This window comes from Streptomyces sp. NPDC002386 (assembly GCF_053593175.1).
Map to the genome: position 1 here is coordinate 24,255 of NZ_JBSFBX010000026.1, position 23,640 is coordinate 47,894.

Here is a 23,640-nt window from a genome sequence, read left to right on the forward strand (position 1 = left end):
CTGCCACGACCGGCATCTCGGCAGGTCAGCGGAGCGCGCTTTCCAGCCACTCGGCGTCGATCTCGCCCTCGGCGACGATGACGGCGGGTCCGGTCATCTCGATCTCGCCGTCGGGCCGCTCGGTGATGACCAGGCGGCCGCCGGGCACGTCCACGGTGTACGTCGCCGGGGTACCGGTACGGGCCGGGTCGGCGCCGTCCCGGCGGGCGGCGGCCACGGCGACGGCGCACGCGCCCGTGCCGCACGAGCGGGTCTCGCCGGAACCGCGCTCGTGCACCCTCATCGCCACGTGCCCCGGGCCGCGGTCCACGACGAACTCGACGTTCACGCCCGTCGGGTAGGCGGTGGCGGGGGCGAACGGCGGCGGGGAGTACAGGTCCCCGGCGTGGGCGAGATCGTCGACGAAGGCGACGGCGTGCGGGTTGCCCATGTTCACGTTGCGCGCGGGCCAGCTGCGCTCACCCACGCTCACCGTGACATCGCCCTCGGGCAGGCGCGCGCGGCCCATGCCCACGGTGACGTCTCCGTCCTTGGCGATGTGGACGCGCTTCACACCCGCGCGCGTGGCGATCGCGATGTCGCCTTCGGCCACATGGCCGGCGTGCTGGAGGTATCGGGCGAACACACGGGTGCCGTTGCCGCACATCTCCGCGATCGAGCCGTCGCCGTTGCGGTAGTCCATGAACCACTCGGCCTCGGCGGCCATGTCCCTGGCCTCCGGGTGCGCGGCGGACCGCACGACGTGCAGCACCCCGTCGCCGCCGATGCCGGCCCGGCGGTCGCACAGGGCGGCGACCTCGGCCGGGGTCAGGTCGAGGGTGTTCTCCGGGTCCGGGACGATCACGAAGTCGTTCTCGGTGCCGTGGCCCTTGAGGAAGGCGATCCGCGTGCTCATTCCTCGATCGTACGGGGTCGGTACGACAGCGGCGGTGACGGCCGGGGACGGGCGGGGAGACGCCCCCTAGCGCAGCCGGGCCACGCGCCACACCGCGAGGACGGCCACGAGGGCCACCAGGAGCACGTAGGCGAGGACGACCCGCCAGTCGGGGCGGCGTCCGGAGCCGCGGGCCGGCAGACCCGGCCAGGTGTAGCCCACCCGGCGGGCGGCCATCATGCCCCAGCCCGCGGCGCAGGAGCAGATCAGCAGGCCCAGCATGGCGATGACCGCGCCGCTGTCGCCGAAGTCGAAGGCGAGCGGGAAGGCGAACATCAGGGAGCCGCCCGCGGCCAGGGCCACGATGGGCGCGAGCTGCCAGATACGCAGCCGCCGCTGCGGACGCAGCTCGACCTCGACCTCCGGACCGCTCGCGTACATCTCCTCGGGCGCCGGGCCGTCGGCGGTGACGCCGCCGTCGGTGACGTCGGGGCCGTCGTCGGCGAGACGCTCCGCGTCGTCGGTCAGACGGTCGTCGCCCTGTTCCGGTTCACCGGGGTCGGTCGTGATCTCGGCACTTCGTGCGGTGTCGCGAGGGCCGGCCTCCATCGCCACGCGCCCTCCCAACTAGGACTCCACTTGGTCGATCGAAGCTCGATGATGGCACGGTGTCAGAGGCCGCGTTGACCGGCGGCGCATCCCGATGCCATCACGTGATCAGGCTGTGACCGGTCGTTCGACCACGGCCAGAGCCAGCCGTGGGAGTTCGCCGCGGTCCGCCGCGGCGCCGCTCAGCCAGTGCACCCGCGGATCGCGCCGGAACCAGGAGTCCTGGCGGCGCGCGAAGCGTTTGGTGGCGCGCACGGTCTCGGCCCGCGCCTCCGCTTCGGTGCAGTCCCCGGCGAGCGCGGCCAGTACCTGCTGGTAGCCCAGCGCGCGGGAGGCCGTACGGCCCTCGCGCAGCCCCCGCGCCTCCAGCGCGCGCACCTCGTCCACCAGCCCCGCATCCCACATCCGGTCGACGCGGAGCGCGATGCGCTCGTCGAGCTCGGGGCGGGCCACGTCCACACCGATCTGCACGGTGTCATAGACGGAGTCGTGGCCGGGGAGGTTGGCGGTGAAGGGCTGCCCGGTGAGTTCGATCACCTCAAGGGCGCGGACGATGCGGCGGCCGTTGCCGGGCAGGATGGCGCGGGCGGCGTCGGGGTCGGCGGCGGCCAGGCGGGCATGCAGCGCGCCGGAGCCGCGCAGTACCAGCTCCTCTTCGAGACGGGCCCGGATCACGGGGTCGGTGCCGGGGAACTCGAGGTTGTCGACGGCTCCGCGTACGTACAGCCCGGAGCCGCCGACCAGGATCGGCCAGCGTCCCTCGGCGAGCAGCGCGTCGATGCGCGCGCGGGCCAGCTTCTGGTACTCGGCGACCGAGGCGGCGACCGTCACGTCCCAGATGTCCAGCAGGTGGTGCGGGACGCCGGCCCGTTCCTCGGGCGTCAGCTTGGCGGTGCCGATGTCCATCCCCCGGTACAGCTGCATGGAGTCGGCGTTGACGACCTCGCCGCCGAGTCGCTGGGCCAGGAATACGCCGAGATCGGACTTTCCGGCCGCTGTGGGGCCGACGACGGCGATGACGCGGGGGGCGGGGGCTGCGCTGCTCACCGCACCAGTCTCGCAAACCTCGCCGCCGCTCCTCGAACGAGTTACGTGACAGCGCGCGTCCCGGTTCGTTGCACCGAGATACCGCCCGCTCGGTCTTCGGAGGCGGTGAGCCGGGTGGCGCAATCGGACGCACCGCTTGACGCGGGATTTCGCCCGCACGAGTAACGTATGGAGTGGTTATGGGCGTTTTTGCACGGCTTCTCGGCAGGTCGAAGGCGAAGCAGGAGACGGCGGCGGCCGAGGCGGTCGGCGTCGACGCGCCGGAAGAGGCCGCCGCACCGGAGGCGGTCGAGAGCGCGGAGACCACGGAGACCACGGAGGCGACGGGCTCCGCCGAGGACGGACACGAAGGCGAGGCCCCCGCGACGGAGGCCTCGGCAACCCGCGTGGCCGGGGACGCCGAGGGTGGCGAAGCCGCGGAGATCCCCAAGCAGCAGTCCGCGGACGAGGCCGCCGACAGCGAGGCCGGTGAGGGCGCCCGCAGGTGACCGTCCCCCTCAGGGAAGGTGGAGCATGGGTCTCTTGGACAACATGAAGGCCAGGCTGGGTCCGGCCAAGGACAAGGTGTCGGATCTGGCGAGCCGGCACGGGGACAAGGTGCAGCACGGCATCGACAAGGCCGCGCGGACCGTGGACCAGCGGACCAAGGGCAAGTACACCGAGCGGATCCACGCCGGGACGGGCAAGGCGAAGGAGGCGATGGACCGCCTCGCGCACAAGGAGGAGCCGCGCGTCAGCGGTGCGCAGCCGCCGGCCCGGCCGGAGGGGCCGCCGCCCACCTCCTGAACGGCTGACGGATTGCCGGACGGCCGCGGAGCACCGTGACTCCCGGCCGTCCGCCGTCTGCGTGCCGCCACCCTCGGCCGCGCCCGATGGCCCGCTCCGGGCCTACGACCAGGCGGCGACCAGGTATCCGACGCCGTAGGGCGCGTCGTCGTACAGCAGCGCGCCATCGAGGCCCGCCCCCTCCGCCGCGCCGGCGAGCACCTGCCACGGCGCGCGTCCGGAGGCCTTCAGTTCGTACGCCAGCCCGGGGTCCAGTGCCTGGAGCGCGGCCACGTCCGCCGTGCCGAGGGCGCGCGCCACCGCGGCGTCGAAGGGGGCGGCCCGTTCGTCGAGATAGCCCGGCGCCTTGAGGGTGCGGCAGGCGCTCGCGTCGCCCATCACCAGCATCGCGGTCCGCCCGGCGCGGGCGCCCAGCTCCCTGCCGGTCTCCACGCACCGCTCGGGTTCGAGCGGTTCCCCGACGCCGAGTCCCTCGATCGGGGCGTCCGCCCAGCCGGTGCGCTCCAGCAGCCAGGCGGCGACGGCCAGCGACGGCGGCAGCGCACGCTCGCCGACGGCGTCCCCGGCGGGGCCGAGCCGTACGGAGACGTCGACGCCGAAACCGTGGAAGGACCCCTGAGCACCCTGCGGGTGCCATCCGCGTCCGCCAAGCCCGGCGGGCCCGACGACCACGAGTGTGTCGGGGCGGGCGGCGGCGAGCACACCGAGCGCGTTGGCACACGCCGCGCGCACGGGGTCCAGTTCAGGCGCGGCACCCGCGGCCACCTCGGGCACGAGCAGCGGCGGGCAGGGACAGACAGCGGCGGCGACAAGCATGATCGGCAGGGTAACGCCGTCCGGAGACGGAGCGTCACCCCACGCCGAGTCCCGCGCCGGCCTTGCGGCCTCCCGCGCCGGGGCCCGGGTCGGTCCGCGCGCCGGCCGCCGTCCGTACCGCTCAGTCGCAGCCGCAGCCGCTCGCCGCCGCGGGCAGCGGCGCCGGGACACCGATCTTCGGCAGACCGAGCAGCACGCCGGCCGGCTTGGCGGCCTCGGCGGCGTTGCGCTTCTCCCAGGCGTCGCCCGCGCGCGTGCGGCGCACGTCGAGGACGGGGCCCTCGGCGAGGAGGTGGTGCGGGGCCGCGTAGGTCACCTCGACGGTGACGACGTCACCGGGGCGCACCTCCTGCTCCGGCTTGGTGAAGTGGACCAGGCGGTTGTCGGGGGCCCGGCCGGACAGCCGGTGGGTGGCGCCGTCCTTGCGGCCCTCGCCCTCGGCCACCATCAGCTCCAGGGTGCGGCCGACCTGCTTCTTGTTCTCCTCCCAGGAGATCTCCTCCTGAAGGGCGACCAGGCGCTCGTAGCGGGCCTGGACGACCTCCTTGGGGATCTGGTCCTCCATGGTGGCGGCGGGGGTGCCGGGCCGCTTGGAGTACTGGAAGGTGAACGCCTGCGCGAAGCGGGCCTCGCGGACCACGTGCAGCGTCTGCTCGAAGTCCTCCTCGGTCTCGCCGGGGAAGCCCACGATGATGTCGGTGGTGATCGCCGCGTGCGGGATGGCGGCCCGCACCTTCTCGATGATCCCGAGGTAGCGCTCCTGCCGGTACGAGCGGCGCATCGCCTTCAGGACGGTGTCCGAGCCGGACTGCAGCGGCATGTGCAGCTGCGGCATGACGTTCGGCGTCTCGGCCATGGCGGCGATGACGTCGTCGGTGAAGTCACGCGGGTGCGGGGACGTGAACCGCACCCGCTCCAGGCCCTCGATGCCGCCGCAGGCGCGCAGCAGCTTGCTGAAGGCCTCGCGGTCGCCGATGTCGGAGCCGTAGGCGTTGACGTTCTGGCCCAGCAGCGTGATCTCGGAGACGCCCTCGCCGACCAGAGCCTCGATCTCGGCCAGGATGTCGCCGGTGCGGCGGTCCTTCTCCTTGCCGCGCAGCGCCGGGACGATGCAGAAGGTGCAGGTGTTGTTGCAGCCGACGGAGATCGACACCCAGGCCGCGTACGCGCTCTCGCGCCGCGTGGGCAGCGTGGAGGGGAAGGCCTCCAGGGACTCGGCGATCTCGACCTGCGCCTCCTCCTGGACGCGGGCGCGCTCCAGCAGGACGGGCAGCTTGCCGATGTTGTGCGTACCGAAGACGACGTCCACCCAGGGCGCCTTCTTCACGATGGTGTCCTGGTCCTTCTGCGCCAGACAGCCGCCGACCGCGATCTGCATGCCGGGGCGCGAGGCCTTCTTCGGCGCGAGCCGGCCGAGGTTGCCGTACAGCCGGTTGTCGGCGTTCTCACGCACCGCGCACGTGTTGAACACGACGACGTCGGCGTCCCCGTCCGATCCCTCGGGGGCGCGTACGTAGCCGGCCTCCTCGAGCAGCCCGGACAACCGCTCGGAGTCGTGGACGTTCATCTGACACCCGTAGGTGCGCACTTCGTAGGTCTTCGGTCCCTGGACGTCCACTGCGAGGCTCCGGTCGCTGCTGCTGGTCATGGGTCAAGGGTAGGTGCTCGCCGAAGGGCCCTTTCACTCGTCCGCCACACGTACGACGGCCAGCGTGATGTTGTCCGGGCCGCCCGCCGTGACGGCGGCCTTCCAGAGCTCGAAGGCCGCCCGGCCGTCGTCGTGCTCGCGCATCACCCCGTCGATCACGTCGTCCGGCAGCGGGTCGGTCAGGCCGTCGGTGCACATCAGGCAGCGGTCGCCGGCCGACAGCGGCCGCGCGGTCACATGGGCGCGGACGGGACGGTACGCGGCGCCGCCGCCCAGGCACTGGGTGACGAGGTGGGTTCTGCCCCACGCGGAATCCGGCGGGGGGCGGTCGTCCACGCTCAGCAGCCGCAGCCCGGCCCGGCCGGCCGCGTAGACCCGGCTGTCGCCCACGTTGAACACCAGCAGGGAGCCGGGCCGCAGGACGACTCCGGCCACGGTCGTGCCCATGGTCGCGTACTCGCCTCCCGCGCCGCCGCCGGCCGCGTGAAGGGCGCGGTTGCACTCGTCCACGGCGTCGCGGACGGCGTCCTCGCCGTCGAGTTCGGGGCCGGCGGCCGCGATCCGGCGGGCCACCAGGGCGCTGGCCACATGGCCGCCGGGATGTCCGCCGAGCCCGTCGGCCACGGCGACGACGAGAGGGGTGCCGAGCGGGAAGACCAGGGTCTGCGGGTTCTCGGTGACCGTGGCGCACAGGGTCCACGGTCCGGCGACGAGGCTGTCCTCGTTGCGGTCGCGGACCAGCCCGGGATGGCTCAGCGCACTCACCACCGCGTACGGCATGGCACGTCACCGCCTTCGCTGAGGGGACGGGCCCGGGTGCCCCGGCCGGAGACCGGATGGGAACGGCCACGGGCAAGATCCTCGCTCACCAGCCTAGGCGCCCTCTCGGCCGGGCTCAGCGCGTGGCCACCGGCCGCCCCGGCGGGCTCGGCACCGCCGTACGACGGACCGGCGCGCGCCGGATCGCGGGGCGTCCGGCCGCGGGGTCAGGCCGCGCCGCCCGCCGTCCAGCCCTGGCGGCGCAGCACGGCCGACACGTCCGGCGCCCGGTAGTGCTCCCCCTTGAGCACCTTGCCGTCGGCACGCCGGGCCACCTGGCCGTCGGGCCCCAGCTTGCTCATGTTGGCGCGGTGGATCTCGGCGATCACCTCGTCGAGGTCGATGCCGTGGACCAGCGCGGTGCCGTACGCCACGTACACCACGTCGGCCAGCTCGTGCGCGAGCCGGTCCAGCGGGCCCTCGACCGACACCTCCGCGACCTCGGCGGCCTCCTCGGCGAGGAGCTCCCCGCGGTGCGCGGCCAGTGCGGGAGCGACCTCGGTGGGCGTGCTGTGCGCGTCGAGGCCGAAGGCGAGGTGGAACTCCCGGACGAGACGGGCGGGCGAAGTGCTCATACGGCGACCCTAACGGCCGCCACCGACAGCACCGGCCGGCCGCCGCCGCGCCCCCGCGTGACCCCGGCCCTGGCCAGCCTCGCGGGCGGCTGGCAGGATCGCCCGCATGTCCAAGGTGTTCCCCCGTGTCAGCAGGCGCCGGGCGCTGCAGAGCGCGGCCGCCGGTGCCGTGGCCCTCGGGCTGCTGCTGTGGTGGCTGCTGCCCCTGGGCGAGAAGCCACCGAGCGGGACGATCGTCTTCAGTACCGGCACGTCCCGCGGGGTGTACCAGGAGTACGGCGAGCGGCTGCGCACCGAGATGGCGAAGGACATGCCCGGCCTGAAGGTGAAGCTGCTGAACAGCGCCGGTTCGCAGCAGAACGTCCAGCGGGTGGCGACCGGACAGGCGGACTTCACGATCGCGGCGGCCGACGCGGTGGGGACGTACGAGCAGCGGCACCCCGGCTCGTCCGGCCGGCTGCGCGGAGTGGCCCGGCTCTACGACGACTACGTACAGCTCATCGTGCCGCGTGACTCGGACGTCGACAGCGTCGCCGACCTGCGGCACAAGCGGGTGGCCACCGGGCTGCCCGACTCCGGGGTGCGGCTGATCGCCGACCGGGTGCTCAGGGCCGCCGGAATCGACCCGCACAAGGACATCACGCCGGTGTCGGACGGCATAGACACCGGCCCCGCCCAACTCGCGCAGGGCGGGATCGACGCCTTCTTCTGGTCGGGCGGCCTGCCCACCAAGGGGCTGGAGGGGCTGGCCAGGAAGGGCGCCTTCAAGTTCGTCCCGATCGACGGCGACCTCGTCGCCACGCTGCACGCGGCCGGCGAGGCCGGGCGATACTACCGGGCCACCAACATTCCCGAGTCGGCGTACGCGCGCGTGCAGCACGGTTCGACGGTGGCGACGATCGCGGTGTCCAACGTGCTGATGACGCGCGCGGACATGGATCCCCGGCTCACCGAGTGGGTGACCCGCACGGTGATCAAGAGCCGGGACGACATCGGCGCCCACGTCCACTCCGCGCAGCTCGTCGACCTGCGCACCGCCATCTACACCGACCCGCTGCCCCTGCAGGAGGGCGCCCGGCGCTACTACCAGTCGGTCAAGCCGTAGCGGACGGCTTCACGCGGGCCCCGGTCCTCCGGCTGTCCAGAGGGGTGTCTGCCGCGGTTCGGCGTGGCGCGGCACCGTCACCGTGACCGTCAGTCCCCGCGGCTCGTGGTGCGCGCATTCGATCGAGCCGCCGCCAGCGGCGAGCAGGGCGCGGGTGATGGACAGTCCGAGTCCGGAGCCCTTGACGTTCTGGTGGCGGCCGCTGCGCCAGAAACGGTCACCCACGCGCGTGAGTTCCTCATCGGTGAGGCCGGGCCCGGTGTCGCTGACCCGGACGGTCGTGCTGTCGCCGACGGAGGCGACGGCGACCTCGACCGTGCCGTCCTCGGGCGTGAACTTCACGGCGTTGTCGATCACCGCGTCCAGAGCGCTGGACAGGGTGATCGGATCGGCCCAGCCGGTCGTCGGCGGGCAGTCGCCGGTGAGCCGGACGCCCTTGGCGTCCGCGGCCGCCGCCCAGGCCGCCACCCGCTCCTCGGCCAGCGCGCCGATGTCGGTCAGCCGGAGGTCGGCCTCGGCGTGCTCGGCCAGCGCCAGATCGAGCAGATCGTCCAGGACCTGCGCGAGACGCTTGCCCTCGGTGCGGACCGAGGCGATCTCCGCGTTGCCCTCCGGGAGTTCCAGGGCGAGCAGTTCGATGCGCAGCAGCAGCGCCGACAGCGGATTGCGCAACTGGTGCGAGGCGTCGGCGACGAAGGCGCGCTGCTGCTCCAGGACGTCCTCGACGTTGTCCGCCATCTCGTTGAACGATCGGGCCAGCCGTCTGAGCTCCGGAGGGCCGCCGCCGACCGCGACCCGGGACTTCAGGCGCCCGGTGGCGATGTCGTGCGTGGTGGCGTCCAGGACCCGCACCGGTCTGAGCACCCAGCCGGTCAGCCGCAGCGCCGCGCCGACGGCGAGCAGCATCGCGGCGACCTCGCCGGCCCCGATGACGAGCCAGCCGCGCAGGATGCGCGAGCGGAGCTGTCCGGTGGGCGAGTCCGTGACCACGACCGCCACCACGTCCCCGTCCCGGATCACCGGTGAGGCGACGACCAGCCGGCCGCGCTGCCAGGGCCACACCTGCCGCGGATCGTGGCTGCGGCGGCTGAGCAGCGCCTCGTCGAAGGCCTCCCGTACCTCCCCCGTCCGCGGTAGGAGCCAGTCGCCGGGGGCGTTGGCCATGGCGGCGTCATTGCTGTAGAAGACGCCCGCGCGGATGCCGTAGACGCCGTGGTAGCTGTCCAGTTCGCGGCGCAGGGTCTGCCGGCGCTCGTCCGTGGTGGACGGCCGGGACGCGGTGGGGACGTCGGTGACGAACTGTGCGAGCGCGGCGAAGCGCGCGGTGTCGTCGATCCGGTCGACGACGACCGTCTGCTGCTGGGCGGCGGCCAGACTGACGGCGAGCGGCACGCCCAGGGCGAGGAGTACGGCCGCCATCAGGACGATGAGCAGCGGCAGCAGCCGGGTGCGCACCCGACCCCGCTACGCGGCCGGGGCGACGAGCCGGTAGCCGACGCCTCGTACGGTCTCGATCAGCGCGGGCATGCGCAGTTTGGCGCGCAGGGACGCGACGTGCACCTCCAGGGTGCGACCGGTCCCCTCCCAGCTGGTGCGCCACACCTCGCTGATGATCTGCTCCCGCCGGAAGACCACACCGGGCCGTTGCGCGAGCAGCGCGAGCAGGTCGAACTCCTTGCGCGTCAGCTGGACCACCGCGCCGTCCACGCTGACCTGGCGGGTGGGCAGCTCGATGTGCACGGTTCCCAGCCGCAGCGCGGTCGCGGCGTCCGGCGCGGGGTCCTCGTGCACGCTGCGCCGGCTGACGGCGTGGATCCGGGCGAGCAGCTCCCCGGTGTCGTACGGCTTGACCACGTAGTCGTCAGCGCCCAGGTTGAGTCCGTGGATGCGGGAGCGGACGTCGGAGCGGGCGGTGACCATGATCACCGGGGTGCTGGTGCGCTTGCGGATCTTGCCGCAGACCTCGTAGCCGTCCTGGTCGGGCAGGCCCAGGTCGAGCAGGACCACCCCGAAACCGGCGCCCTCGGGAACGAGCGCCTGGAGAGCCTCCTCGCCGCTGCGCGCGTGGGTGACGTCGAACCCGTGCCGCGCGAGGACCGCGGACAGGGCCGCGGCGACGTGGTTGTCGTCCTCGACGAGCAGCAGTCTCATCGCCGCCCCCTCCGGTTCAGTGGTCGTACGGTCATCGTTCTCGTTCGGCTCGTATCTCATGTGCACGCGCGCGTGCACGATGGAAGTCACGCCGATGGACAAGGACGGCGTCAAGAGGGTTCCGGTTGCCTGCCGCTTCCGTTATGCGCCCGATACGTGGCACAGAACGCAAGTGCTACGACACGTGTCCGATTGCTATCGGATCGTGATGCTCAGATTCCCCTCAGATGTGATGACGCTGGTCACGGGGCCTCACTACTGTCCACCGAAACCGAGGAGGACGGAGCCCGAGAGCGATGACCGAAGTATCGGTGGCCAAGGAAGACGTGGCCGCGACCGACGAACTGGTCGTCCTGAAGAGCGTCAACAAGCACTTCGGCGCGTTGCATGTGCTCCAGGACATCGACCTGACGATCGCCCGCGGCGAGGTCGTCGTGGTCATCGGGCCCTCCGGGTCCGGGAAGTCGACGCTGTGCCGCACCATCAACCGGCTGGAGACCATCGACTCCGGCACCATCACGATCGACGGGAAGCCGCTGCCCCATGAGGGCCGGGAGCTGGCCCGGCTGCGCGCCGACGTCGGCATGGTCTTCCAGTCCTTCAACCTCTTCGCGCACAAGACCGTGCTCGAGAACGTGATGCTGGGCCAGATCAAGGTCCGCAGGGCGGACAAGAAGCAGGCCGAGGAGAAGGCCCGCGCCCTGCTCGACCGGGTCGGCGTGGGCACCCAGGCCGACAAGTACCCCGCGCAGCTCTCCGGCGGTCAGCAGCAGCGTGTCGCCATCGCCCGGGCGCTGGCGATGGGCCCGAAGGTCATGCTCTTCGACGAGCCGACCTCGGCGCTCGACCCCGAGATGATCAACGAGGTCCTCGAGGTCATGCAGCAGCTCGCCCGCGAGGGCATGACGATGATCGTGGTCACCCACGAGATGGGCTTCGCGCGATCGGCCGCGAACCGGGTGGTCTTCATGGCGGACGGCCGCATCGTCGAGCAGGCCGCGCCCGACCAGTTCTTCAGCGCGCCGCGCAGCGACCGGGCCAAGGACTTCCTGTCGAAGATCCTGCACCACTGACGGCGCGGAGCCGGCGCACCCTGACATTCCGGGGTCGCCCGTCCCTCACCGGCCTCGTTCTCTCACCACGCAAAGGATGTTCCCCATGAAGCTCCGCAAGGTCACCGCCGCCTCGGCCGCCGTACTCGCCCTCGCGGTGGGTGCCACCGCTTGTGGCGGCGGCAAGGACGACGACAGCAGCTCGTCCGGTGGTGGCAAGAAGATCGCGATCGGCATCAAGTTCGACCAGCCCGGCATCGGCCAGAAGACGCCGCAGGGCTACGCGGGCTTCGATGTCGACGTGGCCACCTATGTCGCGAAGAAGCTCGGTTACAGCGCGGACCAGATCGAGTGGAAGGAGTCGAAGAGCGCCGACCGCGAGACCATGCTGCAGCGCGGCGACGTCAACTTCATCGCCGCCTCCTACTCGATCACCCCGGAGCGTCAGCAGAAGGTCGACTTCGCCGGTCCGTACCTGCTGGCCCACCAGGACGTGCTGATCCGCGCGAACGACAAGACCATCAAGTCGCCGGCGGACCTCAACAAGAAGAAGCTGTGTTCGGTGACCGGCTCGACGTCGGCGCAGAACGTCAAGGCCGAGCTGGCCCCCAAGGCGCAGCTCCAGCAGTACCCGACGTACTCGGCCTGCCTGACCGGTCTGCAGAGCAAGGCGATCGACGCCCTGACCACGGACGACTCGATCCTCGCCGGTTACGCCTCCCAGTCCCAGTTCAAGGGCAAGTTCAAGCTGGGCGGCTTCAAGATGACCAACGAGAACTACGGCATCGGCGTCAAGAAGGGCAGCGACCTCAAGGCCAAGATCAACAAGGCCCTGGAGGAGATGGTCTCCGACGGTTCGTGGCAGAAGGCCGTGGACAAGAACTTCGGCCCGGCCGAATACAAGAACGAGCCGGCTCCGAAGATCGGCGAGATCAAGAGCTGAGGCAACGCCCGAAGGGTGCGCCGCCCCTGACCGCGGCGCACCCGGGCATCCCTACACGCGGAAGCACGGGAGATCGTGTTCGACTTTCTTGACAAGTACGACATTCTGGGCGCCTTCTGGACGACGGTGCAGCTCACACTGCTGTCCGCCGCGGGCTCCCTGATCTGGGGCACGCTGCTGGCCGGCATGCGGGTGGGGCCGGTGCCGCTGATGCGCGGTTTCGCCACCGCCTACGTGAACATCGTGCGGAACATCCCGCTCACGGTGATCATCCTGTTCGCCTCCCTCGGCCTGCGGGACACGCTGGGCGTCACTTTCGGATCGAATGTGGTCGACACGAGCAACTTCCGGCTGGCTGTGCTCGGCCTGATCGTCTATACGTCCTGCTTCGTCTGCGAGGCGATCCGGGCCGGCATCAACACGGTGCCCGTCGGCCAGGCAGAGGCGGCCCGGGCCATCGGCCTGAGCTTCACGCAGGTGCTCGGCCTGATCGTGCTGCCCCAGGCCTTCCGCGCGGCGGTCGGCCCGCTGGCCAACGTGCTGATCGCATTGACGAAGAACACGACACTGGCAGCCGCGATCGGCGTGGCGGAGGCGGCGCTCCTGATGAAGGAGATGGTGGAGAACGAGGCACAGCTGCTGCTCATCTCCGCTGTCATCGCCTTCGGGTTCTGCTGCCTGACGCTGCCGACCGGTCTGATCCTCGGCTGGGTGGGCAAGAAGGTGGCGGTGAAGCGATGAGTTCGGTCCTGTACGACGCCCAGGGACCCCGCGCCAAGCGGCGCAACGTCCTGTACACGGCGGGTTTCCTGGTCGTCCTCGCAGCCGTCGTGTGGTGGGTGTACAAGGCCCTGGACGACAAGGGCCAGCTGGACTGGGTGCTGTGGAAGCCGTTCTTCACCGGCTCGGAAGCGTACTCGACGTACATCTGGCCGGGTCTGCAGAACACCCTGGAGGCGGCGGCGCTTGCGATGGTCATCGCGCTGCCATTGGGTGCCGTCCTGGGTATCGCCCGCCTCTCGGACCACGCCTCAATACGTGTGCCCGCGGCGGCCGTCGTCGAGTTCTTCCGCGCGATCCCGGTGCTGGTCCTGATGATCTTCGGGCTGGCTCTGTTCGCCCAGTACACCAACATCAGTTCGAACGACCGGCCGTTCTACGCCGTCGTGACCGGTCTCGTGCTCTACAACGCGTCCGTGCTCGCGGAGATCGTCCGGGCCGGCATCCTCGCTCTGCCCAAGGGCCAGTCCGAGGCCGCCTTCGCGATCGGCCTGCGCAAGAACCAGGTGATGCGGCTCATCCTGCTGCCCCAGTCGGTCACCGCGATGCTGCCTGCGATCGTCAGCCAGCTGGTCGTGATCGTGAAGGACACCGCGATCGGCGGCGCGGTCCTCACCTTCCCCGAACTGCTCTCCGCGGCGAACACGATGAGCGGTTACTACGGTGCCAACATCATCGCCTGTCTCACCGTGGTGGCCGCGATCTACATCGTCATCAACTTCTCGCTGACCTCCTTCGCGAGCTGGCTCGAGGGCCGGCTGCGGCGGCGCAAGAAGTCGACCGGTGCGGTTCTGGGAGCCCAGGACGTCGCCGACACGCCGGGTACGACGGCGGGCGGGGACGGTGTCGGCGCAGGCGCCGGCCCCGGTGGCATCGCCTGACAGACCGTCACGTCACCCATACGGCCCCCGGAGGCAGTGGCATGATCGCCACTGCCTCCGGTCGCTTGACGCAAACTCTGCCAATGGGTTGCATACATTCTGTGATCGTGCACCCTGCTCCAACCTTCTGTTCACACACATCCCTGAGGGCATCGCTGCGGGCAGGGGGCGCCGCGCCGTGGACCCGGTGATCATCGTCGGAGCGGGGCCCGTCGGGCTCACGCTCGCCCTGGCGCTGGCCCGTCAGGACGTACCGTCCGTCGTCCTGGACGAGGGCCCGGGCAAGGACGAACCGCGCCCGGCCCGCACCGCCGTACTGCGCGAGGACACGGCCGCCCTGGTGGAGCGGCTGACCGGGACCGCGCTCGGTGACCTGGGGATGAGATGGACCGGATTCCGGTCGGTGCGGCGCCGGCAGGTGACGGGTGAGATCACCTTCGACGCGGCGGACCCCGCCCCACTGCACATCGCCCAGCACCTGCTGACCAGCGCTCTGCGCGCTGCCATCGCGGACGAGCCGCTGGTCAAGGTCGCCGCGGACAGCCGGCTCGACTCCATGGAGCAGGAACGCTCCGGCGTCACCGCGCACACCCGCGGCCCCAGCGGCACCTGGTGGCGCGGCAGTTACCTGGTCGGCTGCGACGGCCCCCGATCGACGGTGCGCAAACTGCAGGACATCCGCTTCCCGGGCCGTACGGCGGTGGAACGGCACGCGGTCGCCGCGCTGCGCACGGAACTTCCCCGGGAGCGTCAGGCGTTGCTCCACCGGATGCCGCCGTGGCGGCAGACCGGGCCCTCGGCCGGGGAGGTGACCGCCCGCCCCCTCCCGCACGGTGTGTGGCGCCTGGACTGGCTGCTGCCGCCGGGCAAGGACCTGGTCACGCCCGAGCTGCTGGTGGCCCGGATCCGCGAGACCCTCGCGGGCTGGACGGACGGCGCCACCGCCCCGTACGAGCTGCTCGACACCGGTGTCCACACGGTCCATCACCGGCTGGCCCGGCGCTGGCGGGCCGGCCGGGTGTTCCTGGCCGGGGACGCGGCCCACCTGCTCGGCGCGCTCGGCACCCAGGGGCTGGACGAGGGGCTCCGGGACGCCGACAACCTCGCCTGGAAGCTGGCCCCGGCCTGGCACCACGGGCATCACGAGCCCCTGCTCGACAGTTACCAGACCGAACGCCGGGCGGTGGTCGCCGCCCGGCTGCGCGCCGCCGACCAGGTGCTGCCGGTGCTGCGTGGGGGTGGCGGGCTGCGCCACATCGTCCCCGGCGCGGCACGCGGCCACGACGCGCTGCTCACCGACGGTCATCTGGGGCGCGGCCCACTCGGTGCGCCGGGGGCGTACGCCGACTCGCCGCTCGCGCCGGGGCCCCTGGAGGGCGAGATCCCGGTCGAGACCGCGCCGGGCGCACCGGTCACGGACGTGCGCGTCACGGCGGAGGATGGTTCCTTCGTACGGCTGCGCGACCGCCTGGGCCGGGGAACGCTGCTCGTCGTCCTCATCGCACCCGGCACGGGAGTGTGGGACCGAAAGCACTGGGTGTCGGCCGGGGTCATGCCCCGGCTCGCCGCCGCGGTGACCGCCCTGCCGCATCCGGCGGAACTGCTGGTCGCCGAGGAGTACCCGGGTGCGCCGGCGCACAGCGTGCTGCTCGTGCGCCCAGACGGCCACCTGGTCACCGCACTGAGCGGGGTACGCCCGGCCGACCTGTACGCGGCGGCGGAGGCGGCCGTGGGCGGCGCGGTCGAGCAGGACGCGAAGACGGGCACCGGCGTGCGATGAACCGGACTCCGTCACCCGCTGTCCGCATGGTGACGGTGAGTTGACCGGTGTCCGGCGGCGTGCTGTACTCCGGATCGTGACCGACACCTGTGTGCGCCTGTGGCGGAGGGTCCATATGGACCTCGTCCGCTATGCGGGCTGCGTGTGTCGCCCGTCCTGCTGAATTTCGCTCCCTTTCTTCCGGGCGCCGTCGTGCGTCCGATTCGGCGAACCTCCCTCAGGACGGTGCACGTGTCTGTCTCCCCCACTGCCTCCGCATCCCCCGCCGCGGGCGGCTCCCGCTACGGGCCCACCGATTCCTCCGTACCCCCTGCCGCGGCCGGTGCCGGCGTCCAGGCACCGACCCAGGTGGACCTCCTCGACTTCGCGCGGCGTGCGGCCGCCGACAGCGAGCTGATCGCCTCGCTCCCGCTCGACCCGGAGGGCCGTACCTGGGTGCGCCTCGAGGGCCCCGGCGGCAGCGAGGCCTGGCTGATCGGCTGGCCGCCCGGCAGTGGCACCGGGTGGCACGACCACGCCGACTCGGTCGGCGCCTTCGTCACCGCTGCGGGCGAACTCAAGGAGTACTCGCTGGCGGCCCGGCTCCCCACCGACGGCTGGAAGACCCTGGAGCTCACCGAGGACGTGGACCGCGAGCGCCGGCTGTCCGCCGGGCACGGCCGCGCCTTCGGCCACCACCATGTGCACGAGGTGCTCAACGAGTCCCCGGACCGGCACGCGATCTCGGTCCACGCCTACTATCCGCCGCTGCCGCGGATCCGCCGCTACAGTCGCACGGGCCCGGTGCTGCGCCTGGAGCAGGTCGAGCGTCCGGTGGACTGGCAGTGAGCGGCGACCCGACGGCGCGGCCGCCCGGCATCGACGAGTTGCTGGAGCGGGTCCGCGCGGGTTACCGGCGCATCGAGGCGCGCGCGGCGCACGAGGCGGCGCGCTCCGGTGATGCCCTGCTGGTCGACATCCGGTACGCGGCGCTGCGCGAGCGGGACGGGCTGATCCCCGGTGCCCTGGTCATCGAGCGCAACGAACTGGAGTGGCGCCTCGATCCCCGGGGCAGCCACCGGGTGCCCGAGGCCACCGGCCATGATCTGCGGGTCGTCGTCATCTGCAACGAGGGCTACGCCTCCAGCCTGGCGGCGGCCTCCCTCCAACAACTGGGCCTGCACCGGGCGACGGACCTGGTGGGCGGCTTCCAGGCATGGCGGGCGGAGGGGCTGCCCGTGGAGCCGGCGGCGGACTGAGCGGGGCGCCGCCGGGAGGCGACCCGCGGCCTCCGGCCGGGAAGACGACCTCCGGCCGGGAAGGCGACGTCCGGCGGTGGCACGGGGCCGCCGCCACCGGCGCCGCTCCTTCTACTCCTTCGCGGTGGCCACCGTCACCGCCCTGACGCGAAGCGCCGCACGCCCGGGGAGGGCACTGGCGGTGAGGGCCAGGAGCGCGCCCACCGCGACGACGGCGCCGTACAGCAGCGGCGTGACCGCGGGGGCCGCCCGGCCCGTCATGCCGACGCTGAACGCGGTGAGCACGGCGAGGGAAATGCCGCTGCCGAGCGCGACGGCGAGGAGCAGCACGGCCAGCGCCTCGGTGCGGAGCATGCGCAGCACCTGACGGCGGGTCGCGCCGGCGAGACGGAGCAGGGCGAACTCCCGCACACGCTCCGCGACGGACATCGCGAGGGTGTTGACGACCGCGATGGCCGTGAATGCCAGTACCAGTCCCATGGCCAGGTAGTTGACCTCGGCGTTCGCCTGCTGCCGTTCGGCTTGAAGGGAGTCGGCGGCAGCCGGTGAAAGAATTTCCAGACCCGGGAACTCACGGAGCGTAGTCACGAGTTGTGTCTTTGTACGGGTCGTGGCGACGAGCACGGAGGAGGCGAGCGGATTGTCCATGTGGCGGGCCAGGAGGTCGTGGGCGAGCGTGAGGTCGCCGAAGCCGAGACCCCGGGCATAGACGGCGACGACGGTGAGCGTGGCGGGCGTCCCGTCGCCGAGCGTCAGCTTCAGGCTGCTTCCGGGCTTCAAGTGATGCTGATCCGCCGCCAGTCGGCTGACGGCGACGGTGCCGGGCGCGAGGTCCGCGAGGGAGCCGGCGGTGACCCGCGGGTTCCAGGTGCGGGTGAGGCCGGCCGGGGTGACGCCCTGGGCGGGGTACTTGTCGAGGCCGATACGGACGGTGGTGCGCACCACCTCGGTGACGGTGTCGTGCCGGGCCCGCAGCAGCCGCGCGGCCTCACCCGGGACACCGGGTCCCTGGGCGGCGACGACCCAGTCGGCGGTGACACCCTCGCGTGCCTGGGCCCGGGCGGCGCCGCCGAGGGTCGACTGGACGAACAGGACGGTGCAGGTCATGCCGATGAGCAGGGTGAGGGGGGTGACGACGGAAGCCATCCGGGCGGCGTTGCCGCGCAGGTTGGCGGTGGCGAGCCGTCCGCCGTGGCCGGTGAGCCGCAGCGGTACGGCGAGCAGCAGCGCGGCCGCCTTGACCAGGAGAGGACCGAGCAGAGCGACGGAGGTGGACAGCACGACGACGGCGAGGAAGGTGACGGGGGTCGAGGCGGGCTCGGTGCGCAGGGCGGTGAGGACGGCGACGAGGACGATGCCGCCGGCGAGGAGCAGCAGACCGGCGGCGATACGCCCCCAGGCCGGCCGGCCGTGCTCGGTCCTGGCCTCGGCCAGGGCTTCCGCCGGACGGATCCGGGCGACCCTGCGGGAGGCGATCCGGGCCGCCGCCCAGGCGCCGAGCAGGGTAGCGGCGAGGCCGGCGAACGGAGGGAGGACGCTGGTGGTGTGCTGAAGCGTGTCGGGTACGGCGCCCAGGGCGACGAACCTGGAGTGCAGCAGGCCGCCCAGCGGCAGCCCGAGGAGCGCTCCGGCGGTGCCCGCCGCCGCGCCGATGATCAGCGCCTCCCGGCCGAGCAGCTTGCGGACCTGTCCGGGCGTGGCGGCGATGGCCCGGAGCAGGGCTAGTTCACGGTGGCGCTGCTGGACGGTGAGCGCGAAGGTGCCGACGACCACGAGCACCGCCACCAGCAGCGAGGTGCCGCCCATCGCGCCGCCCATGCTGACCAGCCGGGTGCGGGCGGCGGCCGCGTCCAGAAATTCCACGGGACCGCGGGCGTCGCCGGTGCTGACCTTGGCGGTGGTGCCGTGCAGCGCCTGTGTCACGGCCTGCCGCACCGTTTCGGGGTCGGCTCCGCTGTCCGGCAGGACACCGAAGGCGCTGACCTGCCCGGGGTGTGCGGCCAGCCGGCGGGCCTCCGCGCTCGAGAAGAACAGCGAGGTCTGGTGGCGCACCGGCGCTGACGGAGTGGCGATACCGGTGATCCGGTAGTCGCGCGGCGACCGCGTCGACTGCACGGTGAGGCGGTCTCCGGGCCGGAGGTGGCCGCGTGCGGCGAGGTCGTGGTCGATGACGAGATCGCCGGTGGCCTTGGGCGCGTCACCGGCGGTGAGCCGGTAGGGAGTCAGCGCGGCCGATTCCCAGGCGTGCCCGTAGGCGGCTCTGCCTCCGGTGGCGGCCGGGGTCAAGGGCTGTGCGATGAAGGTCAGTTCGGGCACGACGCGGGCGACGCCGGGGACGCGGGCGAGGGTGGTGCCCAAGTCGGCTGACAGCCAGGCGCGTTCGGCGACGGGTTTCGCCTTGTGCTTGACCTTGGTCTTGCCCTTCTTGTGCTTCACGGTGGTGCGGTGGACGTACTGGTCGGCGGAGACCACGACGGGAGCCGCGGCATAGCGCTCGGTGCGGATCGTGCCGCGCAGGCCGGTGTCGAGGAGAGTGCCGCAGGCCGTGATCAGAGCGGCCGCGCACATGAGGGCGAGGAAGGCGCCGAGGAAGCCCGCCTTGCGGGCGCGGACGGTCTTGAGGGCGTAGCGCAGCATCATCGGAGCGGGCTCTTTTCTGTTGTGCGTCCCGGTTGTCCGTGCGCCGTCGGGCCTCGGCGTGAGCCGGGGTCCGGGGCGTGCGTACACCCTCGCCCGCACGGGGCGGCCGGAGCACTGCGGTGGTCCGGCGTCTTGGGCGGGGGCTAACCCCACCCCGGCAGGCGGCCGGCGGCGCTCGGTGTCCGGGCGCCCGCCGTCAGAAGCCCTCGCCCTCGAGGAACTCCGTGTCCTCGCCCTCTTCCTCCAGCGCCTGGCGGACGACGCGAAGGGCCATGCCCTCGGGATAACCCTTGCGGGCGAGCATGCCGGCCAGGCGCCGGAGCCGCTTGTCGCGCTCGAGACCACGGGTGGCCCGTAGCTTGCGGGCGACGAGTTCCCGGGCGGTCTCCTCCTCCTGCTCGGAGTCGAGTTGGGCGACGGCCTCGTCGATCAGCGTGGACTCGACGCCCTTGGTGCGCAGTTCGCGGGCGAGCGCGCGGCGGGCGAGTCCGCGGCCGTGGTGCCGGGACTCCACCCAGGCTTCCGCGAACGCGCCGTCGTCGATGAGCCCGACCTCCTCGAACCGGGAGAGCACCTCCTCGGCCGCCTCTTCGGGGATGTCGCGCTTGCGCAGGGCGTCCGCGAGTTGCTTGCGGGTGCGCGGGGTCCCGGTGAGCAGGCGCAGACAGATCGCCCGCGCCCGCTCGACCGGGTCCCCCGAAGACTCCCCCCGCTCGGCCCTCGACGAGCCTGGGGCGCCTTCGTCCTCGGCGGGCGGCTCCCCGAAGCCGCTCCGCCGGCGGCCACGGCCGCGCCCGCGGCCGCCCCGCGATCCGGTGGCCCTCCCCGGGCGATCGGTCCCGCTCGTGCCGTCCCCGTAGGGTGCGCCGCCCGCGTACCCGCCGGGTCCCGCGGTGCCTTCTCCGTCGTCGCCGGCCATGGCGGAGCCCGTGTCGGCCCCGGTGCCCCTCCCCCGCGGGGCATCGGGGTCGGCGTACTCGTACTCGGCCCAGTCGGTTCGTCGTGTCACGGGTCAGCTCTTGGCTGCGGCGGCCTTGGGCTTGGTGGCCTTGGTGGCCGCGGGCGCCGTCTTGGCGGTGTCGTCGGCAGGGGCGGCGACCGCCGCGTCCGCGCCCGGCTCGGCGGCGGGCTTCTCCGGCCGGACACCCACGCCCAGCTTCTCCTTGATCTTCTTCTCGATCTCGTTGGCCAGGTCGGGGTTGTCCTTCAGGAAGTTGCGGGCGTTCTCCTTGCCCTGGCCGAGCTGGTCGCCCTCGTACGTGTACCAGGCGCCGGCCTTGCGGACGAAGCCGTGCTCCACGCCCATGTCGATCAGGCCGCCCTCGCGGCTGATGCCCTGGCCGTAGAGGATGTCGAACTCGGCCTGCTTGAAGGGCGGCGCGACCTTGTTCTTGACGACCTTGCAGCGGGTGCGGTTGCCGACCGCCTCCGTGCCGTCCTTCAGGGTCTCGATGCGGCGGATGTCGATACGCACCGAGGCGTAGAACTTCAGCGCCCGGCCACCGGTCGTGGTCTCCGGGGAGCCGAACATCACGCCGATCTTCTCGCGGAGCTGGTTGATGAAGATCGCGGTGGTCTTGGACTGGTTGAGCGCGCTGGTGATCTTCCGCAGCGCCTGGCTCATCAGACGCGCCTGCAGACCGACGTGGCTGTCACCCATCTCGCCCTCGATCTCCGCACGCGGGACGAGCGCCGCGACGGAGTCGATGACGATGAGGTCGAGGGCGCCGGAGCGGACCAGCATGTCCACGATCTCCAGAGCCTGCTCACCGTTGTCGGGCTGGGACAGGATCAGGTTGTCGATGTCGACGCCGAGCTTCTTCGCGTACTCGGGGTCGAGGGCGTGCTCCGCGTCCACGAACGCGACCTGGCCGCCGGCCTTCTGCGCGTTGGCCACGGCGTGCAGGGTCAGCGTGGTCTTACCGGAGGACTCCGGTCCGTAGATCTCCACCACACGGCCGCGCGGCAGGCCACCGACGCCAAGGGCCACGTCGAGCGCGGTCGACCCGGTCGGGATGACCTCGATGGGCTCCATCGACCGCTCGCCCATGCGCATGACAGCGCCCTTGCCGAATTGTCGTTCAATCTGTGCGAGCGCGGCGTCGAGCGCCTTCTCGCGGTCGGTTCCTGCCATGGGTTCCACCCGGTTTGCTTGAGTCGATCGCTTCACGTCAAAGACGCTAACGCCTGCCACTGACAATGCGCCCCGACGCAGGCCCGGCCTGTGGATAACCCGGGAACACACCCCATCCAAAGGGGACAAAATCCCCGTCCGGAGCCTCGCCTGAGCCTCCATAAGAATGGATGTTCGATTTTGGTGTCAAGCGCACCGCACGGGGCCGCGCGTAGGGCGGAGCCGACGGCCCGCGCAGCTAGGAGGACTCCTGCGAACCCGGCCGTCGTGGCCACAGCAGCCGCGCCCGTGTGAACGCGCCGGGACGGCCCGGATCCCGCCGGCGGTGTCCGTGCACCCGCGGATCGTCCGTGACGGCGTACCGCTTCACGTACGCCCCCAGGAAGGCCTGCAGCGTGGCGACCGCGGGGATGGCGATCAGCGCGCCGACCGCGCCGAGCAGCGCGGTGCCCGCGATCACCGAGCCGAAGGCGACGGCGGGATGGATGTCCACGGTCTTGGAGGTCAGCTTGGGCTGCAGCATGTAGTTCTCGAACTGCTGGTACACCACGACGAAGATCAGCACCCACACCGCGTACCAGGGGTTCACGGTGAACGCGATCAGCATCGGCAGCGCGCCGGCGAGATAGGTGCCGATGGTCGGGATGAACTGCGAGACCAGCCCCACCCAGACGCCGAGCACCGGCGCGTACGGCACGCCCAGCGCCTCGAGCAGGATGTAATGCGCGATCCCGGAGATCAGCGCCATGAGGCCGCGCGAGTAGAGGTAGCCGCCCGTCTTGTCGACGGCGATCTCCCAGGCGCGCAGCACCTCGGCCTGGCGCGCCGGCGGCAGGACGGAGCACAGCGCCCGGCGCAGCCGGGGGCCGTCGGCGGCGAAGTAGAACGAGAACAGCCCGACCGTCAGCAGCTGGAAGAGGCCGCCGAGCACCTGGGCGGACACGTCGAGCACGCCGGCCGCGCTGTTCTGGGCGTACTTGCGCAGCCAGTCGGAGTGCAGCAGCCCCTCCTGGACGTCCACGCGTCGCAGTTCCATGTGGAACGTGTGGTTGATCCAGTTGATCACCGAGTCCAGGTACTCGGGGAAGCCCTCGACCATCTTGATGATCTGTCCCGCCAGCATCGACCCGAGCAGTGTGACGAAGCCGGCCGCGGCGATCGTCAGACCGAGGAAGACCAGGAAGGTGGCGAGGCCCCGGCGCATGCCGTGGGCGGCCATCCAGCTCACCGCGGGCTCTATGGCGAGTGCGAGGAAGAACGCGATCAGGATGTTGATCAGCAGTCCGGTCAGCTGGTGGAAGGCCCAGCTGCCGAGCTGGAACGAGGCGATGAGCGCGAGTGCGAGCACCATGGCGCGCGGGAGCCAGCGCGGCATACGGCGGCCGGGCCGCTCGGCGGCGCCGTCGTCGTCTGCCGGCCGCCTGGCGTGCGGCGGCGTAGCGGTCGGGGAGGCTGCGTGCCGGACGGCCGGCTCATTGTCGTCAGTGGGTGCCACGCACCCAGTCTCGCCCACGCCGCCGGTGGTCACGGCCGCCCGGAGTCCTCGTGTCGGCTCAGTGCCTCTCCCCGGGCACGTTCATGACCGAGCAGACCACGCGCCACACGTCCTTGGCGTCCCAGCCGGCGTCCAGTGCCTCGTGCACCGTGCGCCCGCCCAGCTCCGTCATCACATGATCGCGCGCGAAGGTGTCGGCGTACCCCGGACCGAAGTGTTCCGCCATCCGCTGCCAGAAGACCGTCAACCGCATGACTCCAGTATCCC

At 71.9% G+C, this 23,640-nt stretch carries 25 protein-coding genes; 11 read left to right on the top strand and 14 right to left on the bottom strand.

Annotated elements, in window-relative coordinates; translation table 11 throughout:
- Positions 1-25: 25 nt before the first annotated feature.
- The 3 genes from dapF to miaA form a co-directional block, all read right to left on the bottom strand.
- A complete protein-coding gene (gene dapF, locus ACWCPN_RS33910) occupies positions 26-895 on the bottom strand; it encodes a diaminopimelate epimerase (protein WP_451214301.1) in 870 nt (289 codons plus the stop codon).
- Positions 896-961: 66 nt separating this feature from the next.
- Positions 962-1,483, bottom strand: a complete 522-nt coding sequence (locus ACWCPN_RS33915; protein WP_451214385.1) for a hypothetical protein — start codon at positions 1,481-1,483, stop codon at positions 962-964.
- A gap of 108 nt (positions 1,484-1,591) precedes the next feature.
- Complete coding sequence (gene miaA, locus ACWCPN_RS33920) at positions 1,592-2,530, bottom strand: tRNA (adenosine(37)-N6)-dimethylallyltransferase MiaA (RefSeq protein ID WP_451214304.1); 939 nt, start codon at positions 2,528-2,530, stop codon at positions 1,592-1,594.
- Between the two features lie 179 nt (positions 2,531-2,709).
- Here miaA and ACWCPN_RS33925 point away from each other — a divergent pair, with 179 nt between their 5' ends.
- Positions 2,710-3,018, top strand: coding sequence for a hypothetical protein (locus ACWCPN_RS33925; RefSeq protein WP_451214307.1), 309 nt, complete (start codon positions 2,710-2,712; stop codon positions 3,016-3,018).
- 25 nt (positions 3,019-3,043) lie between these two features.
- On the top strand, positions 3,044-3,316 hold the full coding sequence (locus ACWCPN_RS33930; RefSeq protein ID WP_451214310.1) for an antitoxin: 273 nt from the start codon (positions 3,044-3,046) through the stop codon (positions 3,314-3,316).
- Between the two features lie 102 nt (positions 3,317-3,418).
- On the opposite strand, the gene ACWCPN_RS33935 is transcribed toward ACWCPN_RS33930, so the two are convergent.
- The 4 genes from ACWCPN_RS33935 to ACWCPN_RS33950 all read right to left on the bottom strand — a co-directional run bounded on the left by ACWCPN_RS33935 (position 3,419) and on the right by ACWCPN_RS33950 (position 7,174).
- Positions 3,419-4,132, bottom strand: a complete 714-nt coding sequence (locus tag ACWCPN_RS33935; RefSeq protein ID WP_451214313.1) for a class III extradiol dioxygenase subunit B-like domain-containing protein — start codon at positions 4,130-4,132, stop codon at positions 3,419-3,421.
- Between the two features lie 121 nt (positions 4,133-4,253).
- Positions 4,254-5,780, bottom strand: a complete 1,527-nt coding sequence (miaB, locus tag ACWCPN_RS33940) for a tRNA (N6-isopentenyl adenosine(37)-C2)-methylthiotransferase MiaB (RefSeq protein WP_451214315.1) — start codon at positions 5,778-5,780, stop codon at positions 4,254-4,256.
- Between the two features lie 33 nt (positions 5,781-5,813).
- A complete protein-coding gene (locus ACWCPN_RS33945) occupies positions 5,814-6,560 on the bottom strand; it encodes a PP2C family protein-serine/threonine phosphatase (RefSeq protein WP_451214318.1) in 747 nt (248 codons plus the stop codon).
- A gap of 206 nt (positions 6,561-6,766) precedes the next feature.
- Positions 6,767-7,174, bottom strand: a complete 408-nt coding sequence (locus tag ACWCPN_RS33950) for a pyrophosphohydrolase domain-containing protein (RefSeq protein ID WP_451214321.1) — start codon at positions 7,172-7,174, stop codon at positions 6,767-6,769.
- Between the two features lie 106 nt (positions 7,175-7,280).
- Here ACWCPN_RS33950 and ACWCPN_RS33955 point away from each other — a divergent pair, with 106 nt between their 5' ends.
- Positions 7,281-8,279 carry a TAXI family TRAP transporter solute-binding subunit gene (locus tag ACWCPN_RS33955; protein ID WP_365129911.1) on the top strand — a complete coding sequence of 333 codons (999 nt, stop codon included), beginning with the start codon at positions 7,281-7,283 and terminating at the stop codon, positions 8,277-8,279.
- 9 nt (positions 8,280-8,288) lie between these two features.
- Here the strand turns inward: ACWCPN_RS33955 and ACWCPN_RS33960 are convergent, their stop codons facing one another.
- Positions 8,289-9,734 carry an ATP-binding protein gene (locus ACWCPN_RS33960; RefSeq protein WP_451214325.1) on the bottom strand — a complete coding sequence of 482 codons (1,446 nt, stop codon included), beginning with the start codon at positions 9,732-9,734 and terminating at the stop codon, positions 8,289-8,291.
- Positions 9,735-9,743: 9 nt separating this feature from the next.
- The gene (locus ACWCPN_RS33965; RefSeq protein WP_451214328.1) at positions 9,744-10,430 is read right to left on the bottom strand and encodes a response regulator transcription factor; all 687 of its coding nucleotides are present in this window, start codon (positions 10,428-10,430) and stop codon (positions 9,744-9,746) included.
- Between the two features lie 296 nt (positions 10,431-10,726).
- On the opposite strand from ACWCPN_RS33965, the gene ACWCPN_RS33970 reads away from it, so the two are divergent.
- The 8 genes from ACWCPN_RS33970 (at position 10,727) to ACWCPN_RS34005 (ending at position 17,104) form a co-directional block, all read left to right on the top strand.
- Complete coding sequence (locus tag ACWCPN_RS33970) at positions 10,727-11,503, top strand: amino acid ABC transporter ATP-binding protein (RefSeq protein ID WP_199212258.1); 777 nt, start codon at positions 10,727-10,729, stop codon at positions 11,501-11,503.
- 85 nt (positions 11,504-11,588) lie between these two features.
- The gene (locus tag ACWCPN_RS33975) at positions 11,589-12,425 is read left to right on the top strand and encodes a glutamate ABC transporter substrate-binding protein (protein WP_451214331.1); all 837 of its coding nucleotides are present in this window, start codon (positions 11,589-11,591) and stop codon (positions 12,423-12,425) included.
- 75 nt (positions 12,426-12,500) lie between these two features.
- A complete protein-coding gene (locus ACWCPN_RS33980) occupies positions 12,501-13,166 on the top strand; it encodes an amino acid ABC transporter permease (protein ID WP_451214334.1) in 666 nt (221 codons plus the stop codon).
- On the top strand, positions 13,163-14,086 hold the full coding sequence (locus tag ACWCPN_RS33985) for an amino acid ABC transporter permease (protein ID WP_451214337.1): 924 nt from the start codon (positions 13,163-13,165) through the stop codon (positions 14,084-14,086). The genes ACWCPN_RS33980 and ACWCPN_RS33985 overlap by 4 nt, the downstream gene beginning before the upstream one ends.
- A gap of 178 nt (positions 14,087-14,264) precedes the next feature.
- A complete protein-coding gene (locus ACWCPN_RS33990; RefSeq protein ID WP_451214339.1) occupies positions 14,265-15,866 on the top strand; it encodes an FAD-dependent monooxygenase in 1,602 nt (533 codons plus the stop codon).
- A 91-nt stretch (positions 15,867-15,957) separates the two neighbouring features.
- Complete coding sequence (locus ACWCPN_RS33995) at positions 15,958-16,029, top strand: putative leader peptide (RefSeq protein ID WP_309544753.1); 72 nt, start codon at positions 15,958-15,960, stop codon at positions 16,027-16,029.
- Between the two features lie 68 nt (positions 16,030-16,097).
- Positions 16,098-16,694 carry a cysteine dioxygenase gene (locus ACWCPN_RS34000; protein WP_451214342.1) on the top strand — a complete coding sequence of 199 codons (597 nt, stop codon included), beginning with the start codon at positions 16,098-16,100 and terminating at the stop codon, positions 16,692-16,694.
- Positions 16,691-17,104, top strand: a complete 414-nt coding sequence (locus tag ACWCPN_RS34005; RefSeq protein ID WP_451214345.1) for a rhodanese-like domain-containing protein — start codon at positions 16,691-16,693, stop codon at positions 17,102-17,104. The genes ACWCPN_RS34000 and ACWCPN_RS34005 overlap by 4 nt, the downstream gene beginning before the upstream one ends.
- 111 nt (positions 17,105-17,215) lie before the next feature.
- Here the strand turns inward: ACWCPN_RS34005 and ACWCPN_RS34010 are convergent, their stop codons facing one another.
- The 5 genes from ACWCPN_RS34010 to ACWCPN_RS34030 form a co-directional block, all read right to left on the bottom strand.
- Positions 17,216-19,744, bottom strand: coding sequence for an FtsX-like permease family protein (locus tag ACWCPN_RS34010; protein WP_451214348.1), 2,529 nt, complete (start codon positions 19,742-19,744; stop codon positions 17,216-17,218).
- A gap of 196 nt (positions 19,745-19,940) precedes the next feature.
- Positions 19,941-20,753, bottom strand: a complete 813-nt coding sequence (gene recX / locus ACWCPN_RS34015; protein ID WP_451214351.1) for a recombination regulator RecX — start codon at positions 20,751-20,753, stop codon at positions 19,941-19,943.
- A gap of 3 nt (positions 20,754-20,756) precedes the next feature.
- Positions 20,757-21,878 (bottom strand): recombinase RecA, encoded by a 1,122-nt coding sequence (gene recA / locus ACWCPN_RS34020; RefSeq protein ID WP_199212254.1) that lies wholly within the window; start codon positions 21,876-21,878, stop codon positions 20,757-20,759.
- Between the two features lie 238 nt (positions 21,879-22,116).
- A complete protein-coding gene (locus ACWCPN_RS34025) occupies positions 22,117-23,373 on the bottom strand; it encodes an AI-2E family transporter (protein WP_451214354.1) in 1,257 nt (418 codons plus the stop codon).
- A 58-nt stretch (positions 23,374-23,431) separates the two neighbouring features.
- Entirely contained in the window at positions 23,432-23,626 is a 195-nt protein-coding gene (locus ACWCPN_RS34030) for a DUF3046 domain-containing protein (protein ID WP_351669671.1), read from the bottom strand.
- Between the last annotated feature and the right edge of the window lie 14 nt (positions 23,627-23,640).

Coding starts and splice junctions, on each gene's coding strand:
- ACWCPN_RS33915 (WP_451214385.1), bottom strand. CDS start 1,483: ATGGAGGCCGGCCCTCGCGACACCGCACGAAGTGCCGAGATCACGACC.
- ACWCPN_RS33965 (WP_451214328.1), bottom strand. CDS start 10,430: ATGAGACTGCTGCTCGTCGAGGACGACAACCACGTCGCCGCGGCCCTG.
- ACWCPN_RS33935 (WP_451214313.1), bottom strand. CDS start 4,132: ATGCTTGTCGCCGCCGCTGTCTGTCCCTGCCCGCCGCTGCTCGTGCCC.
- ACWCPN_RS33925 (WP_451214307.1), top strand. CDS start 2,710: ATGGGCGTTTTTGCACGGCTTCTCGGCAGGTCGAAGGCGAAGCAGGAG.
- ACWCPN_RS34010 (WP_451214348.1), bottom strand. CDS start 19,744: ATGATGCTGCGCTACGCCCTCAAGACCGTCCGCGCCCGCAAGGCGGGC.
- ACWCPN_RS34030 (WP_351669671.1), bottom strand. CDS start 23,626: ATGCGGTTGACGGTCTTCTGGCAGCGGATGGCGGAACACTTCGGTCCG.
- recA (WP_199212254.1), bottom strand. CDS start 21,878: ATGGCAGGAACCGACCGCGAGAAGGCGCTCGACGCCGCGCTCGCACAG.
- ACWCPN_RS33975 (WP_451214331.1), top strand. CDS start 11,589: ATGAAGCTCCGCAAGGTCACCGCCGCCTCGGCCGCCGTACTCGCCCTC.
- ACWCPN_RS33955 (WP_365129911.1), top strand. CDS start 7,281: ATGTCCAAGGTGTTCCCCCGTGTCAGCAGGCGCCGGGCGCTGCAGAGC.
- ACWCPN_RS33970 (WP_199212258.1), top strand. CDS start 10,727: ATGACCGAAGTATCGGTGGCCAAGGAAGACGTGGCCGCGACCGACGAA.
- ACWCPN_RS33930 (WP_451214310.1), top strand. CDS start 3,044: ATGGGTCTCTTGGACAACATGAAGGCCAGGCTGGGTCCGGCCAAGGAC.
- miaB (WP_451214315.1), bottom strand. CDS start 5,780: ATGACCAGCAGCAGCGACCGGAGCCTCGCAGTGGACGTCCAGGGACCG.
- dapF (WP_451214301.1), bottom strand. CDS start 895: ATGAGCACGCGGATCGCCTTCCTCAAGGGCCACGGCACCGAGAACGAC.
- ACWCPN_RS33950 (WP_451214321.1), bottom strand. CDS start 7,174: ATGAGCACTTCGCCCGCCCGTCTCGTCCGGGAGTTCCACCTCGCCTTC.
- ACWCPN_RS33985 (WP_451214337.1), top strand. CDS start 13,163: ATGAGTTCGGTCCTGTACGACGCCCAGGGACCCCGCGCCAAGCGGCGC.
- ACWCPN_RS33945 (WP_451214318.1), bottom strand. CDS start 6,560: ATGCCGTACGCGGTGGTGAGTGCGCTGAGCCATCCCGGGCTGGTCCGC.